Genomic DNA, 16,335 nt, shown 5'->3' with positions numbered 1-16,335 from the left:
CATGACGACGAACAAAGAACAACTGGCGCAGTGGATCGACGCGCACTTCGATGAAGAAGTAGGCGTGCTGCAGCAGCTGCTGCGCGTGCCGACCGATACCCCGCCCGGCAACAACGCGCCGCACGCGGACATGGTGGCGGACCTGGTCAAGGCCTATGGCTGGATCGCCGAGAAGCACGCCGTGCCGGCCGACGTGGTGCAGGACTACGGCATGGAGACCATCACCAATCTGATCGTGCGCCGTCCATACCAGGCCGGCGGCCCGACCGTGGCGCTCAATGCCCACGGCGACGTGGTGCCGCCGGGCGACAACTGGACCTATCCGCCGTATGGCGGCGTGGTGGAAAACGGCTATATTTACGGCCGCGCCGCCGCCGTTTCCAAGTGCGACTTCGCCACCTACATCTTCGCCACCCGCGCGCTGGAAGCGCTGGGCGTGCCGTTGAAGGGCGGGCTGGAACTGCACTTCACGTACGACGAGGAATTCGGCGGCCTGCTGGGCCCCGGCTGGCTGCTGGAACAAAAGCTGACCAAGCCGGACTTCGTCATCGCGGCGGGCTTCAGCTACAACATCGTCACCGCGCACAACGCCTGTTTGCAGCTGGAGATCACGGTGCACGGCAAGTCCGGCCACGGCGCGATGCCGGAGACCGGCCACGACGCGCTGCAGGCGGCCACCCGCATCCTGAACGCGATCTACGACCAACTGCCGGAACTGAAGAAGGTCAAATCGAAAATCCCCGGCATCGATTCGCCGACCATGCTGGTGGGCCGTATCGACGGCGGCACCAACACCAACGTCGTGCCGGGCAAAGTGGTGCTGAAGATGGACCGCCGCATGATTCCGGAAGAAGACCCGGTGGCGGTGGAAGCGCAAGTGCGCGCGCTGATCGAGAAAGCGGTGGAAGGCCAGCCTGGCATTCGCATCGAGATCAAGCGCCTGCTGCTGTCGCACGCGCTGCGTGAGCAGACGGGCACGGAGAAGCTGGTGGCCAGCCTTCAGCAGAACGCGCAGACCTTCATCGGCGAGAAGATCCCGGCCCAGGGCACGCCGCTGTACGCGGATGCGCGCCTGTACGGCGAACATGGCATTCCGGCGGTGCTGTACGGCGCCGGTCCGCGCAGCGTCCCCGAGTCCAACGCCAAGAAGGCCGACGAGCGTTTGCAGCTGGAAGACCTGCGCAAGGCGACCAAGGTGGTAGCATGCACGCTATTGGATTTCCTTGGAGAGTGAGATGTTTGAAAAGAAGATGATGGCCGGCTGGGGCGATATGGATTTCAACAGCCATATGCGCAACACGGCCTTCCTGGACAAGGCGGGCGATGTGCGCATGCTGTTCCTGTCGGAGAACGGCTTCCCGATGAGCGAATTCATGCGCCTGAAAATCGGTCCGGTGGTAATGAAGGACGAAATCGCCTACTTCAAGGAAGTGATGCTGCTTGAAGAGATCACCGTCACGCTGGGCGTGGCTGGCTTGTCGACCGATGGCAGCCGCTGGTCGCTCAGCACCGACATCATCCGCGCCGACGGCAAGCTGGCCGCGCGCGTCACCAGCACCGGCGGCTGGCTCGATCTGGCGGCCCGCAAGCTGATTGCGCCACCGGCCAATCTGCTGGCCACCTGGCAGTCGCTGGGCAAGACCGCCGACTTCCAGGAACTGAACACCAGCATCAAGTAAGCGCCGCCTCGAAGCTATCTGCCTTCGTAGAATTTGCGGTGCAGCTGCGCCGGAACGCCGCGCGCCGCCAGGCGCCTGGCGGCTTCGGACAGCGATAGCGCCAGCGCCTTGTTGTCCTTCCCGAGATAGATGTACAGCGGCAGGTCTTCCACAGATACGCTGCTGTGTCCCTGCGCCAGCAACGGCTTTGCCTCGCTGCTGATGCCGCCGTCGTCGAACACGCAGGCGTCGTCGCGCGCGGCCAGCACCATCTGCAAACAAGCCGCTTCGCTTTGCACGTCATGCGGCTGGATCGCCGGCTGCAGCGCCTCCAGCCTTTGCTGGTACAGGTAGATGCCGCGCTTGTAGCTGACCGTCTTGACCTTCTTTGCCAGCGATTCCCAGCTGGTGATGTCCTTGTCGCTGCGGGTGAAGATGCGAGTGCGCGAGATGATGAAGGGTTCGTCGAGACGAACATAGTCAGGATGCTTCTGGATATAGCCTTTGACGCGGCCTACCTCACCGACGATGGTGCCGGCGGCGAGCATCGCTTCGGAGCGCCGTCCGGGCAGGTTTTGCAGCGTGCAGCGCTGCTTGCTTTCGTCGCACAGTTGCTGGAGATAGGCGCTGGCGTACAGGAACAGCGGCGAGTTCTCGTCGTGCGTGGTGCCGAACACCAGTTCCTTCCCGGCCTGCGCATGCGCGCAGCCCGCAACGGCAAGCGTTGCGGCGATCAGGAGTGTCAACTGGCGGCGTGGCATAGATACCTTTTCAAACTTCAAAATCTTCGCTCATCATAACGGATGCGGACTGCTACGTGCATCTGCAGGATTATCGTATGATATGGTCATTATTGTCCAAACGGCCAGCCAGTGTATCGATACGATTTGATCAGCTGTCACGATTGCGGCGCGCTTCACAAGCGGCGCCCCGTGCTGCCGCGCGAGAAGGCGCGCTGCGTGCGCTGCCGTTCCATCCTCTATCGCGGCATCCATTCCGACGTCAACCGCATGGCGGCCATCACGCTGGCCGCCATCTTCACCTTCCTGATCGCCCAGCTTTGCCCCATCGTCGAACTGGATGTCGGCGGCTACACCTCCAGCGCCACCTTGCTCGGCGCCATACGCGTGCTGTGGATGGAGCAGATGCAGGTGGTGGCGGCGATCGTGTTCCTGTTCACGGTGCTGCTGCCGGCGGTGGAGCTGGGCGCGCTGCTGTACGTGACGCTGGCCTTGCGCAGCGGTGTGCGGCCGCGCGGCTTCGACCACCTGCTGCGCGCCGTCGGCGCGGCGCGGCGCTGGGGCATGACGGAAGTGCTGATGATCGGCATTCTGATCACCATCGTCAAGATGACCAGCCTGGCGCAGGTGGTGGTGCAACCGGGCCTGTTCGCCTTTGGCGCGCTAACGCTGATGCTGGCCATCGTGGTGTCTTTCGATCCGCAGATGCTGTGGAATATCGGCGAGCACCTGCCCGGACCGCGCAGGCCGGCGCAGGCCGAGTACCGCTACACGCCGCATACGCGCCTGGCGGCCTGCCACAGCTGCGGCCTGGTGGCGCAGGATCAACCGGCCGCGCATCAGCGCTGCGCGCGCTGCGGCACCGTGCTGCACCGCCGTCGTCCAGACAGCGTGGGGCGGACCTGGGCCTTCCTGCTGGCCGCGACCATCCTCTATATTCCCGCCAACCTGCTGCCGGTGATGTACACGCACTCGCTGTTCGGCAAGGAGGACGACACCATCATCAGCGGCGTGGTCTACTTCTGGACCAGCGGCTCGCCGGCGCTGGCGGCGATCATCTTCATCGCCAGCATCGTGGTGCCGGTGCTGAAGCTGGCGGCGCTGTCGCTGCTGGCGCTGACGGCGCAGCGGCGCTCGCGCTGGCGCCCGTTGCAGCGCACGATACTGTACCGGATCGTGGAGTTCGTCGGCCGCTGGTCGATGCTCGACATCTTTGTTATTACGCTGACGGTGGCGCTGGTGCGCTTCCAGTCGCTGGCAGTGATTACTGCCGGTCCCGGCGCGCTGGCGTTTTGCGCAGTGGTGGTGCTGACGATGCTGGCGTCGATGCAGTTCGACCCGCGCCTGATCTGGGATCCGATAGATTCGAATGGAGAGAACCATGCCTGAAAACGACAGCGGCGCGCCGCCGCTACCCGAGCCCCGCGTGGAGAAGGCCAATCGCTGGCTGCCTTCGCTGGTGTGGCTGATTCCGCTGCTGGCGGCGCTGATAGGTTTGGCGCTGGTGGCGAAGTCGGTGATGGACCAGGGGCCGACGGTCACGGTGAGCTTCCGCAGCGCGGACGGGCTGGAACCCGGGAAGACCAAAGTCAAATTCAAGGACGTGGATATCGGCCTGGTACGTTCGATTACGCTGTCGCGCGATTTGTCCAAGGTGCTGGTGACGATCGACATGAGCAAGGAGGCGGAGCGCTTCACCGTTGCCGATACGCGCTTCTGGGTGGTGCGTCCACGGGTGGGTGCGAGCGGCGTGTCCGGCCTGAGCACCTTGCTGTCTGGCGCCTACATCGGCGTCGATGCCGGCAAGGCCGAAGAGACCAAGCACGAATTCGTCGGACTGGAGAAGCCGCCGCAAGTGGTGGGCGACGACAAAGGCACCAAGTACACGCTGCACGGCGAGAGCCTGGGTTCGATCGATGTCGGCTCGCCGATCTTCTATCGCCGCATCCAGGTAGGGCAGGTGGTCGGCTTCGATCTGGACGAAAAAGGGCATGGCGTGAAGATGACAGTGTTCGTCAATGCGCCCTATGACCAGTACGTGGGCAAGAACACGCGCTGGTGGCATGCCAGCGGCGTCGATGTGCGGCTCGATTCGAATGGCTTCAAGGTCAACACCCAGTCGCTGGCGGCGCTGCTGGTCGGCGGCATCGCGTTCGAGACCATGAGCGGCCAGAAGCCGGACCAGTCGGCGTCGCCCGGCAGCGATTTTCCGCTGGCCTCCGACCAGGCCAGCGCGCTGCGCGAACCGGACGGCGTGCCGATTACGACGGTGCTGTATTTCGACCAGTCGCTGCGCGGCCTGTCGCCCGGTGCGCCGGTTGACTTCCGTGGCATCGTGCTGGGCGAGGTGCGCTCGGTCGGCGTGGAGTTCGATCCGGTGAAGAAGAACTTCCGCATGCCGGTGACGGTGGACATGTACCCGGCGCGGCTGGGCCGCAGCTTCCAGCAGACCGTCTCCAGCGAGCAGGATCGCAACGCCGGCCCGGTAGTGCTGGAGCGCCTGGTGGCGCGTGGCCTGCGCGGCCAGCTGCGCACGGGGAACCTGCTGACCGGCCAGCTGTATGTGGCGCTGGACTTCTTCCCGAATGCGCCGCAGGCCAAGCTGGATGTGGCGCAGTATCCGCTGGAGGTGCCGACGGTGCCGAACAGCCTGGACGAACTGCAGACGCAGATCTCCAGCATCGCGCGCAAGCTGGATCAGGTGCCGTTCGGCGAGATCGGCAACAACCTGCGCGATACGCTGAAGAGCGCCAATGTGCTGTTCAAGCAGCTCGACGCGCAGGTGGTGCCGGAGATGAAGGATACGCTGGGCGCGGCGCGCAAGACCTTCGGCGAGGCAAATCAGCTGCTGCAGAAGGATTCGCCGGTGCAGTCGGATCTGCGCGAGGCCTTGCAGCAGCTGACGCAAACGCTGCAATCGCTGAACGCATTGTCGGATTATCTGGAGCGTCATCCCGAGTCGCTGATACGCGGGAAGACCAGCAAGCAGGACACCAAGGGAGAGCCGAAATGATGCAGCATAAAACTGTGCAGGCCATGCTGGCCATGGCGGCCGCGCTGCTGCTGGCCGGCTGCGCCGCCACGCCGCCCGAGCATTTCTACAGCCTGAGTAACGGCATGGGCGTGCCCGTGCCGGCCGCCGCGCCGGCCGGCTACTACATCGAGCTGCCGGCGGTGGCGGTGCCGCAGCAGGTGGCGCGCTATCAGATGGTGGTCAGCACGGAGGCGGGGCGCATCGATCTGCTGGAGCATGAACGCTGGTCGGCGATGCCGGCGTCGGAGATCGGCCAGGCGCTGTCGCTGGCGATCACCGGCGAGCTGGGAACGGTGGACGTGTTCCGCACGCCGACCACGGACGGCGCGCCGGTCTACCGCATCAGCACCAACGTGCAGCGCTTCGAATCTGCGCCGGGCCGGTATGCGTTGATCGACGCGGTGTGGAGCGTGCGGCTGGTCGGCAGCAGCAAGGTGCTGACTTGCCGCAGCGTCGCCAACGAACCTGTCAGCGGCGGCTACGACGCGCTGGTAGCCGGCCACCGCCGCGCCGTCACCCGCATCGCCGCCGATATCTCCAAGGCCGTCCGTGGCTTGGCGTCGGGCTCCAACGCCGGCTGCTAGTCCGCAGCCTGCATGGCTTGCTTGATCTGATCCCGCAGCCACACACTGGCCGCATCGTTGTCGACGTTGGCGTGCCAGTACAGGTAGATGTCCAGCGATGGCATCTGCAGCGGGAAGGGCAGGATCTGGTTGCCGAACTGCTGGTTCACCACGCGCGCCAGCCGCTCCGGCATCGTCAGCGCCAGGTCGGTCTGGCTGACGGCGCGGCAGGCGGCGAAGTAGTGCTGGCAGCGCAGCCTTACACGCCGCTGCAATCCCAGACGGCTCAGTTCAAAATCCTCCAGCCCCGGTCCGCGCCGGCGTGAGCTGGTTTGGATATGCTCCAGCTTCAGGTAGCCATCCAGATCCAGCGTGCCGTGCACCAGCGGATGATCGCGCCGCACCAGCACCACCGTCTGGTCGGTCGCCAGCAGCGTTCGGCGGATGTCATTCGACAGCGGCAGCAGGATGTCGATCGCCGCGTCCAGCGTGCCGGCCGCCAGTTCGCTTTCCAGTTCGCGCCGGCCTACCTGCAAGGTGTTCAGGCCCACCGACGGCGCGTCCTGCGCCACGCGCGCCATCAGCGGCGGCAGCACGCTCGCTTCCAGCACGTCGCGCAAGGCCAGCGAGAAGGCGCGTTCGCTGGTGGCGGCGTCGAAGCGCTCGGCGCCGTTCAGCGTCACTTCAAAGCCGCGCAGCGATTGCCGCACCGGGTCGATGATGGAGCGGGCCAGTGGTGTCGGCACCATCACGTGGCCCTGGCGCTCGAACAGCGGATCGTCGAACAACTGCCGCAGGCGGTTCAGCGCGTGGCTGATGGCGGGCTGCGTCAGGTTCATCTTCAGGCTGGCGCGCGTGATGCTGCCTTCGGCGTAGATTGCTTCGAAGACGATGAACAGATTGAGATCGACCTTGGATATATGCATGAGATTTATGCGGCTAAATTAAAACTATTCATTTGATGAATTATAGGCCGGGCGTTAAGCTGGTGCCTGTTTTGATCTGGAGCTGGAAGCAAATGGGACAAATTTATCTGGTGCGCCACGGGCAGGCCTCGTTCGGCAGCGCCAATTACGACCAGCTGTCGACGCTGGGCTACGAGCAGGCGCGTTTGCTAGGGCAGTGGTACGCCAACAGCCGCCAGTCCTTCCAGCGCGTGGTGGTGGGCGGCATGGCGCGACATCGCCAGACCGCCGACACCTGCCTGGCCGAGCTGCCCAAGCCGCAGCTGGCCGACGCCGAATGGATCACCGACGAAGGCTTCGCCGAATTCGATCATCACGAAGTGCTGCGGCGCCATTGTCCGGAGGCGGTCGATGCCGCGGCCTTCCAGCAGCTGCTGGCGCGCCACGAGGAGCCGCAACGCGCATTGGAGCACCTGTTCCGCGCCGCCATGCAGCGATGGATGAGCGGCTGGCACGACGACGAGTACACCGAGACCTGGCCGGACTTCCGCCGCCGCTGCGTGGCCGCGCTGGAGCGGCTCGACACCGACAGCAGCAAGCAGGCCACCATCGTCTTCACGTCGGGCGGCGTGATCGCCACGCTGATGCAGCACCTGCTTGGCCTTCAGGACTATCAAGTGATGGAGTTGAGCTGGTCGCTGGCCAATTGCGCCGTCACCAAGCTGCTGCAACGCCCCGGCCAGTTCACGCTCAGCTACTTGAACAACTACGCGCATCTGGAATGGCTGGGACAACCCGGCGCCGTCACCTACCGATAAAGGACCGCATCATGGATTTCGACTACAGCCCGAAAGTAAAGCAGCTCCAGGCCAGGCTGACGGCCTTTATGGACGAGCATATCTACCCGAACGAGGCGCGCTTCCATGCCGAGATCGACGCCAACCGCGCGGCCGGCGATGCCTGGGTGCCGACCAAGGTGATGGAAGAGCTCAAGCTCAAGGCGCGCGAGGCGGGGCTGTGGAATCTGTTCCTGCCCGATTCGCAGCACGGCGCCGGCTTGACCAACCTGGAATACGCGCCGCTGTGCGAGATCATGGGCCGCGCCGTGTGGGCGCCGGAAGTATTCAACTGCTCGGCGCCGGACACCGGCAATATGGAAGTGCTGACCCGCTACGGCACCGAGGCGCAGCAGCGCGAGTGGCTGGAGCCGCTGCTCGATGGCCGCATCCGTTCCTGCTTCGGCATGACCGAGCCGGACGTGGCCTCGTCGGACGCCACCAACATCGCCAGCTCCATCGTGCGCGATGGCGACGAGTATGTGATCAATGGCCGCAAGTGGTGGTCCTCCGGCGGCAACGACCCGCGCTGCAAGGTCTTCATCTTCATGGGCAAGAGCGATCCCGATAATCCCAATCGCCACCTGCAGCAGTCGATGATACTGGTGCCGCGCGATACGCCCGGCGTGAAGGTGCTGCGCCACCTGCCGGTGTTCGGCTTCGACGACGCGCCGCACGGCCACGCCGAAATCGTGTTCGACAATGTGCGCGTGCCGGCCTCCAACCTGCTGCTGGGCGAGGGCCGTGGTTTCGAAATCGCCCAGGGCCGCCTCGGGCCGGGCCGCATCCACCACTGCATGCGTTTGATCGGCCTGGCCGAGCGCGCGCTGGAGCAGATGTGCAAGCGCAGCTTGAGCCGCGTCGCTTTCGGCAAGCCGGTGGCGGAGCAGGGCGTGACGCTGGAACGCATCGCCGAGTCGCGCATCATGATCGACCAGGCCCGCCTGCTGGTGCTGAACGCGGCCTACATGATGGACACGGTCGGCAACAAGGTCGCGGCCAAGGAGATCGCGATGATCAAGGTGGCCGCGCCGACGATGGCCTGCAAGGTGATCGACTGGGCGATCCAGGTGCAGGGCGGCGGCGGCATGGCCGATCCCTTCCTGGCTTCGGCCTATGCCGGTGCGCGTTCGCTGCGGCTGGCCGATGGTCCGGACGAAGTGCACCGCAGCCAGATCGGCAAGATGGAGCTGGCGCGCTACAAGGCGCCGCGCAGCCACTGATCCCGGTGTTAGAATCGCCGCATGGATGACACCCCGGATCACAACGCAGAGCCGCCAGTAGCGGCCCCTCCACGCCGCAGCCGCCGCAAAAGCGGCGGCACCACATTGCGCGACGTCGCCAAGCTGGCGGGCGTGGCGCCGATCACCGCATCGCGTGCGCTCAACACGCCGAACGCGGTGTCGGATGCGATACTGGAGCGGGTGCGCGCTGCCGTCGAGCAGACCGGCTACGTGCCGAATATGCTGGCCGGCGGCCTGGCCTCGCGCAAGAGCAGACTGGTGGCGGCGGTGATTCCCACCATCTCCGGCAATGTGTTCCTGGAGATGGTGCAGTCGCTGACGGCGTCGCTGGCGGCGTCGGGCTATCAGCTGATGCTGGGCCAGTCCGGCTACGAAGACTCTCGCGAGGATGAACTGCTGGAGGCCATCATCGGCCGCCGTCCCGACGGCGTGGTGCTGACCGGGATCATGCGTTCGCCGCAGGGCCGCCAGCGCCTGCTCACCAGCGGCATCCCCGTGGTGGAAACCTGGGACTTGACGCCCGACCCCATCGACATGCTGATCGGCTTCTCGCACGAAAAAGTGGGGGAGGAAGTGGCGCGCTATCTGCACGCGCGCGGCAAGCGCCGCGTCGCCACGCTGAGCGCGAACGACCAGCGCGCCATGCGCCGCATGAAGGCCTTCTCCGAGACCGCGATTGAACTGGGCATGGCGCGGCCCGGCGAGACCGAAGTGCCGGGCTGGGTGGTGCCGGCGCCGACCAACGTCGGCCTGGGCCGCTCCGGCCTGCGCGAGCTGCTGGCCCGCCATCCCGACATCGACGCGCTGTTCTGCAGCTCGGACATGGTGGCGCTGGGCGTGCTGACCGAGGCGCAGGCGCAGGGTATCGCGGTGCCGGACCAGCTGGCCGTGGTCGGCCTGGGCGACCTCAGCTTCGCCCGCGACCTGCAGCCGGCGCTGACCACGGTGCGCATCGACGGCGCCACGATAGGCAGCACAGCCGCCCGTTTCATCGTCGACCGCTCGCAGGAGCGCGAGGTGCGCGACGGCATCATCGACATCGGTTTCTCCATCATCGAGCGCGACAGCGCCTGACCAAGCCGCCCCGGCTGGCTGCTTGCACAGCCTTTCTGAAAATTATTGACATCTCCAACTGCACGGATTAACCTGAGTCATCGTACAACTGGTACCGGTACCATGGATGTGGTGCAAGTGGCAGTTTCCGGGGCAAGACCGCGTTTAGCCTCAAAAAATGGTGCGGCGCGGGAGTTGGTCGGTGTGGTTTAGTTGTTGTTAAACGCCTACACATCGTATAACTAAGCAGAGGTACGTAGCGGTTCTTATCTGTCAATTAGGGGACAACAGTGTTTAACAACAATTACAAGCAGCAAACGACCATCAAGATGACGCCGATGGCCTCGGCCCTGGCGCTGGCCCTGTTCGCCATGACGGCGCAGGCGCAGGAAGCTTCGACCGCCAAACCCGGCCAACTGGAAACCGTGGTGGTGACGGCCAACAAGCGCGTGGAAAAACTGGAAAGCGTGCCGATGGCCATCTCGGTCATGAGCGAGCAGGAAATCCTGCGCACCAACGTGCGCGAATTCGAAGACGTGGTCAACATGATGCCGTCGCTGACGCTCAACTCCGGCACCACCGCCGCCAACAACGCCATCTTCATGCGCGGCATCGGCACCGTGTCGGTCGGCATCGGCGTCGAGTCGGACGTGGCCGTCATCATCGACGACATCCCCATCGCCACCCAGTTCCAGGCCTTCAAGGATCTGGCCGACGTGTCGCGCATCGAGGTGCTGAAGGGACCGCAGAGCACGCTGTTCGGCAAGTCGGCCGTGGCCGGCGCCGTCAACATCGTCACCAAGCCGCTGGCCGGCCCGATGACCTATCGCGGCAGCACCTACCTCAGCAGCGACCACGAATGGCGCGTCAACGCATCGATGGGCGGCACCATCAACGAGCACTTCGCGATGCGCATCGCCGCCAGCAACACGCGGCTGCCGGGCACCTTCCACAACCTGACCGACGGCCGCGATGTCAACGGCTCGGGCGGCAAGACCTTCCTGGCCAAGCTGCAGTGGACGCCGCTCGACAATCTGTCTATCGACCTGTCGCCGCACTACAATTATTCGGAGAACACGCGCGGCGTCACCGCCATCAACGGCTTCTTCCTGCGCACCGGTTCTGCGGCGGCGGGCAACCTGGTGTCGACGCCGGTGGGCCTGGACGGCGTCTACTTCAACGGCAACCCGCTGCTGCCGGCGACGTCGGTGCTGGCCGGTATCAACGTCAACGATCCAAACAACCGCAATGTGCGCCGCGACTTCCCGACCGGCCTGATTTCCAGCGACCGTGGCACCGGCCTCAAGCTGACCTACACGCTGCCGAACGATGCCCAGCTGATGGCGATCAGCTCGGTGGACAAATACCTGGCCAACGACTTCCGCGACCAGGATTTCACCGACGTGCCGACCATCGCCGAAGCGGGCAAGACCGCGCTGACGCAGGGGAACAACCAGTACGGCACCTACGACATCCGCACCAAGACGCAGGAAATCCGCTACGTTTCGCCGGACCGTGGCAACTTCAAGTACGTGGCCGGTTTGTGGGCGGCGCATAACGAGATCTACCGCCACTTCATTCGCGGTTACTGCGTGTCGCCGACCCTGTGCAACGGCAACTCCAACTCCAGCCCGACCAACTACTACACCGACATCTACAACACCAACAAGGCCATCTTCGGCCAGGCCTCGTGGGAATTCGTACCGACCTGGACGCTGGAAGCCGGCCTGCGCGACAACCTGGAAACCTCGGGCTTCCACTACGCGCGCAACTACTACACCAACCAGGTCGACCGCGCCAGCTTCGTGCCGGGCCCCCCGGGCGTGGACCAGTTCCAGAGCACCGGCAACGCCGACCGCGCCTACACCGGCAAGGTCAGCCTGCAGAAGCAGGTCACGCCGGAGTTGATGGTGTATGTGATGGGCGCGACCGGCTACAAGGGCAAGGCGTATGACGTCACGTCCGGCCTGAAGGCGGTGGCGGCGTTCCCGGTGCGTCCGGAAACCAGCCAGACGATGGAGATCGGCGCCAAGGCCAACCTGTTCGACAACCGCTTGTCGGTGGCGGCCACGGTGTACAACTCGGAGTTCTTCAACTACCAGCAGAACGTCACCTACGTGCAGCCGAATGATCCGACCATCTACAGCCAGCTGAATTCGATTCCGCGCATCCGCACGCACGGCTTCGAGATCGACAGCCATCTGCTGGCGGCCAAGGACTTGACCATCAACGCGGCACTAGCCTTCACGCTGCCGACCATCGAGAAGTGGGCCAATGGTCCGTGCTTCGCCGACACCACCAACGTCGCCGTCGGCAACACCAAGCTGGCGGCCAATGGTTCGCTGGCCGGCCAGAACCCGAGCTGCTTCCCGATCACGCCGGGCTCGACCACGGGTGTGCAGAACCTGGACAACAGCATCTTCCCGGGCACGCCGAAGATCAAGCTGAACATCGGCGCCAACTACGAGTTCCCGGTGCCCCAGTTACCGGTCAATGGTTTCGTCAACGTCAACGTGCGTTACCAGAACGAGTACAACACCAACATCAACAACGATCCGCGCTCGGTCAATGCCGGCTACAGCATTACCGACCTGGGCTTTGGCGTGCGTGACCAGAAGGGGCGCTACGGCATCAGCTTCCGGGTGAACAATCTGTTCGACCGCTTCTACATCCCGAACGCCAACGCCAGCGGCCCATCGTTCCGCGCCGGCCCGACAGCCACCTCGCCGGCCCTGACGGTCAACAGCTGGGTGCCACCGCGTGATGTGTTCCGCTACTTCAGTGTCAAGCTCGATGTGAAGTACTAAGCATCCGCGTCGCTTTTAAAGTCGCATGCCGCTGTCTTGGGCATGCGTTTTTTTTTGCGGCGACGTTTGTGACGGCGCAATGATGTCCCAGTCTGTTCGGAGCAAAGTCCAGTTCTTGTATGGGAGGACCTGGACATGACTATCAATATAGAGAAGTTCGTGGAGCAGTTGAAGAAGAACGCAGGGAAGATAAGCCAGAGACGTTGTGCAAAGTATGTACGCCTGGCGTTGGAGGCTGGCGGGGCCAGGACTACCGGCCATCCGCACGATGCCAAGGCCTGGGGGCCTACTCTGTTGCGTAACGGATTTCATGTGGTTGCCTCTGACGATCCTGCGCAATTCTCCGCGGAGAAAGGGGACGTCGTTGTGATGCAGCCACCGGCCGCATCGGGCGCGGGGCATATCCAGGCATATGACGGAAAAAACTGGGTATCCGATTTCGTACAAACCGGGTTTTGGCCGGGACCAGCGTATCGAAAAGAGAGGCCAGGCTATGTCGTCTACCGTCCTTAGTCGTCTTCTTGTGCTGCTGGCCCTTCTTGCAGAAAACGCGCAAAGCGCCGCGCCTACAGCGCTGCATGAACCGGTTTTTGGATTGCGCTACGAGTTGGCCAAGACGCATTTCAATGTGCTGCCCGACGATGAGATCCGCAAGTGCCCGACGCTGGCTGATGACGAACGCATGCAGAGCCGGACATGGATCTATGCCGCCGCGCTGGATGGGAACCGGCAGTATTACGTCATCGGTGGCTATTCGATCCGCTCGGCGCCCAGGCCGCCCAACTTTCCAAAGTACGAGATCAACCGATACGGCACGGTGATTGAAATTGACGGCAGTGAATGCATCGTCTTTGGCCCGGCTCGCGAAGTGTTCGACGCCAGGTTTTTTGACGAAATTCCCCAGCCGGTGCTGGAAGCCCTGGCGGATAATTTGTCGGCCACGCTGACGCAGGCGTTTGGCGGACGGGACCGCTTGCAGCGAGAATTTCGCCGACAGAAAATCCCGTTGATGCACCTCAGCCCCGAGCTGGGCAAGGCCTTCGCAGGCGATAAATAGGTCCTTGCGTCGCCCGCTGGTAAGCTGTATGCACATACAGTATAATTCTGTCATGACGCATACTGCCCAAAACGGCTTTATCCTGACTCGCCACTGGCGAGACGCGGCCAATGGGACGGAGATCGAGTTCTGGCTGGCGACCGACGACGGCCCGAAAAAGATCCGTCTGACCGCGCAAACTTCGGTGGCTTTCGCCGAGGCGAAGCAGCGCGCGGCCATCGAGGCGCTGATCGGCGGGCAGCCCGGCTTCGAGCTGCGCGATCTCGAACTGAAAACCTTCGAGCAGGAACCGGTGGTCGGCATTTATGCCTCCCGCTACAAGCAGCTCACGGCGCTGGAGCGGACCTTGCGCGAACACGGCATCAAGATGCTGGAAGCCGATATCCGTCCGCCCGAGCGCTATCTGATGGAGCGCTTCATCACCGCCGCCGTGCAGTTCGAAGGCGGCCAGACGCAGGGCGCCACCGTCATCCACAACTGCAAGCTCAAGCCCGCTCCCGAGTACCGCCCCAAGCTGAAGATGGTTTCGCTCGATATCGAAACCAGCGCCTTCGAGGATCTGTATTCGATCGCGCTGGAGGGCTGCGGCCAGCGCCAGGTCTACATGCTGGGCGAAGCGCCGGCCGAGTCGTCGCAGCAGATCGACTTCGACCTGGAATACTGCGCCACCCCACGCCAGCTGATCGAGAAGCTCAACGCCTGGTTCGTGCGCCACGATCCCGATGTGCTGGTCGGCTGGAATGTGGTGCAGTTCGACCTGCGCGTACTGCAAAAGAACGCCGACAAGTACAAGCTCCCGCTGGCCCTGGGCCGCGAAGGCAAGACCATCGAATGGCGCGAGCATCCCGGCCAGAAGGGCTATCTGTTCGCACCGGTGGTCGGCCGCATCGTCCTCGACGGCATCGATGCGCTGAAGGCCGCGTCGTGGACCTTCCCGTCCTTCAGCCTGGAGAACGTGTCGCAAGCCATGCTGGGCGAGGGCAAGGACATCGGCGACGTCTACGACAAGATGGCTGAAATCGAACGCCGCTTCCACGAAGACAAGCCGGCGCTGGCCCACTACAACCTGAAGGACTGCGAGCTGGTCACGCGCATTTTCGACAAGGCCAACCTGCTGGCCTTCATGATCGAGCGCGCCACCGTGACGGGCTTGCAGGCCGACCATCTGGGCGGATCGATCGCCGCCTTCGGCCATCACTACCTGCCGCGCATGCATCGCGAAGGCTATGTCGCGCCCAGCGTCGGCGATGTCTCCGGCGGCGCTTCGCCGGGGGGCTTCGTCATGGATTCCAAACCCGGCCTGTACGACTCGGTCGTGGTGCTCGATTACAAAAGCCTGTATCCGTCCATCATCCGCACCTTCCTGGTCGATCCGGTCGGCCTGATCGAAGGCGAGGTAGCAGACGATCCGGCGTCCGTGGTGGAGGGCGTCAACGGCACCGTGTTCTCGCGCACCAGGCATTGCCTGCCCGAGATCACCACGCAAATCTGGAAGCAGCGTGACGCCGCCAAGCGCGCCAAGAACGAGCCGCTGTCGCAAGCGTTGAAGCTGCTGATGAACTCCTTCTGCGGCGTGCTGGGTGCGACCGAATGCCGTTTCTTCAATCCCCGCTTGGTCTCCTCGGTTACGCTGCGCGGCCACCAGATGATGAAGCAGACCCGCGAGCTGGTCGAGGCCGAAGGCTACGACGTCATCTACGGCGACACCGATTCCATCTTCATCTGGCTGAAAAAGGAATACGGCAACGCTGAGGCGCTGGCCATCGGCGAGGGCCTGGCCGTCAAGATCAACGACTGGTGGCGCACCATGCTGAAGGAAAAGCACGGTCTGGAGTGCCATCTCGAAATCGAATTCGACACGCACTACCGCAAGTTCTTCATGCCGACCATACGCGGCACCGAGACCGGCAGCAAGAAGCGCTACGCCGGCCTGGCCGTCAACGCCAAGGGCGAAGAGGAAGTGATCTACCGCGGCCTGGAGGTGGCGCGCAGCGACTGGACGCCGCTGGCGCAGCAGTTCCAGCAGGGCCTGTTCACACGCATCTTCAAGGACGAGCCCTACCAGGATTTCGTGCGCGAGTATGCGCAGAAGACGCTGTCCGGCGACTACGACGAGCTGCTGGTGTACCGCAAGCGCCTGCGCCAGCGGCTGGACGAATACAAGGTCAACGTGCCGCCGCAAGTGCGCGCCGCGCGTCTGGCCGATGAGTACAATCAGGCGCAGCACCGCCCGCTGCGCTATCAGAACGGCGGTTGGATCAGCTATGTGATGACCACCAGCGGCCCGGAGCCTACCGAGGTGGTGCGCTCGCATATCGACTACGAGCACTACCTGACCAAGCAACTGCAGCCGATCGCAGATTCGATACTGCTGCCGATGCACGACAGTTTTACCAGCCTCACAACGGCGCAAGCCAGCCTTTTCTAAAACGGAGATA

14 protein-coding genes are annotated in these 16,335 nt (G+C 63.8%); 12 read left to right on the top strand and 2 right to left on the bottom strand.

Annotation, left to right across the window (positions count from 1 at the left end; all coding sequences use genetic code 11):
• Window position 1: 1 nt before the first annotated feature.
• Window positions 2–1,234 carry a M20/M25/M40 family metallo-hydrolase gene (locus GEV01_RS13130; protein ID WP_152804918.1) on the top strand — a complete coding sequence of 411 codons (1,233 nt, stop codon included), beginning with the start codon at window positions 2–4 and terminating at the stop codon, window positions 1,232–1,234.
• 1 nt (window position 1,235) lies between these two features.
• Window positions 1,236–1,679: a thioesterase family protein gene (locus GEV01_RS13125; protein ID WP_152804916.1), complete on the top strand. Its 444-nt coding sequence runs from the start codon at window positions 1,236–1,238 to the stop codon at window positions 1,677–1,679.
• A gap of 14 nt (window positions 1,680–1,693) precedes the next feature.
• Here the strand turns inward: GEV01_RS13125 and GEV01_RS13120 are convergent, their stop codons facing one another.
• Entirely contained in the window at window positions 1,694–2,419 is a 726-nt protein-coding gene (locus GEV01_RS13120; protein ID WP_152804914.1) for a substrate-binding periplasmic protein, read from the bottom strand.
• A 111-nt stretch (window positions 2,420–2,530) separates the two neighbouring features.
• Between GEV01_RS13120 and GEV01_RS13115 the strand changes: the two genes are divergently transcribed.
• The 3 genes from GEV01_RS13115 to GEV01_RS13105 are packed head-to-tail and all read left to right on the top strand — an operon-like array spanning window position 2,531 to window position 6,016.
• Window positions 2,531–3,787: a paraquat-inducible protein A gene (locus GEV01_RS13115; RefSeq protein WP_328595509.1), complete on the top strand. Its 1,257-nt coding sequence runs from the start codon at window positions 2,531–2,533 to the stop codon at window positions 3,785–3,787.
• The gene (locus GEV01_RS13110; protein WP_152804911.1) at window positions 3,780–5,411 is read left to right on the top strand and encodes a PqiB family protein; all 1,632 of its coding nucleotides are present in this window, start codon (window positions 3,780–3,782) and stop codon (window positions 5,409–5,411) included. Before GEV01_RS13115 ends, GEV01_RS13110 begins: the two co-directional genes overlap by 8 nt.
• Window positions 5,408–6,016 carry a PqiC family protein gene (locus GEV01_RS13105; RefSeq protein ID WP_152804909.1) on the top strand — a complete coding sequence of 203 codons (609 nt, stop codon included), beginning with the start codon at window positions 5,408–5,410 and terminating at the stop codon, window positions 6,014–6,016. The genes GEV01_RS13110 and GEV01_RS13105 overlap by 4 nt, the downstream gene beginning before the upstream one ends.
• On the opposite strand, the gene GEV01_RS13100 is transcribed toward GEV01_RS13105, so the two are convergent.
• Window positions 6,013–6,921, bottom strand: a complete 909-nt coding sequence (locus GEV01_RS13100) for a LysR family transcriptional regulator (protein ID WP_152804907.1) — start codon at window positions 6,919–6,921, stop codon at window positions 6,013–6,015. The two genes, GEV01_RS13105 and GEV01_RS13100, sit on opposite strands and share 4 nt — an antisense overlap.
• A 92-nt stretch (window positions 6,922–7,013) precedes the next feature.
• Here GEV01_RS13100 and GEV01_RS13095 point away from each other — a divergent pair, with 92 nt between their 5' ends.
• The 7 genes from GEV01_RS13095 (at window position 7,014) to GEV01_RS13065 (ending at window position 16,325) form a co-directional block, all read left to right on the top strand.
• Window positions 7,014–7,718, top strand: a complete 705-nt coding sequence (locus tag GEV01_RS13095) for a histidine phosphatase family protein (RefSeq protein WP_152804905.1) — start codon at window positions 7,014–7,016, stop codon at window positions 7,716–7,718.
• Window positions 7,719–7,729: 11 nt separating this feature from the next.
• Window positions 7,730–8,959 (top strand): acyl-CoA dehydrogenase family protein, encoded by a 1,230-nt coding sequence (locus tag GEV01_RS13090; protein ID WP_152804903.1) that lies wholly within the window; start codon window positions 7,730–7,732, stop codon window positions 8,957–8,959.
• 21 nt (window positions 8,960–8,980) lie between these two features.
• Window positions 8,981–10,054: a LacI family DNA-binding transcriptional regulator gene (locus tag GEV01_RS13085; RefSeq protein WP_152804901.1), complete on the top strand. Its 1,074-nt coding sequence runs from the start codon at window positions 8,981–8,983 to the stop codon at window positions 10,052–10,054.
• Window positions 10,055–10,323: 269 nt separating this feature from the next.
• A complete protein-coding gene (locus tag GEV01_RS13080; RefSeq protein WP_152804899.1) occupies window positions 10,324–12,840 on the top strand; it encodes a TonB-dependent receptor in 2,517 nt (838 codons plus the stop codon).
• A 135-nt stretch (window positions 12,841–12,975) separates the two neighbouring features.
• Window positions 12,976–13,353: a hypothetical protein gene (locus GEV01_RS13075; protein ID WP_152804897.1), complete on the top strand. Its 378-nt coding sequence runs from the start codon at window positions 12,976–12,978 to the stop codon at window positions 13,351–13,353.
• The gene (locus tag GEV01_RS13070) at window positions 13,334–13,897 is read left to right on the top strand and encodes a hypothetical protein (protein WP_152804895.1); all 564 of its coding nucleotides are present in this window, start codon (window positions 13,334–13,336) and stop codon (window positions 13,895–13,897) included. The genes GEV01_RS13075 and GEV01_RS13070 overlap by 20 nt, the downstream gene beginning before the upstream one ends.
• Window positions 13,898–13,949: 52 nt before the next feature.
• Window positions 13,950–16,325, top strand: coding sequence for a DNA polymerase II (locus GEV01_RS13065; RefSeq protein ID WP_152804893.1), 2,376 nt, complete (start codon window positions 13,950–13,952; stop codon window positions 16,323–16,325).
• The last annotated feature ends 10 nt before the right edge of the window (window positions 16,326–16,335 follow it).

The organism is Rugamonas rivuli, assembly GCF_009380165.1.
Lineage (GTDB): Bacteria > Pseudomonadota > Gammaproteobacteria > Burkholderiales > Burkholderiaceae_D > Rugamonas > Rugamonas rivuli.
This window is presented reverse-complemented; position numbering and strand designations above follow the sequence as displayed.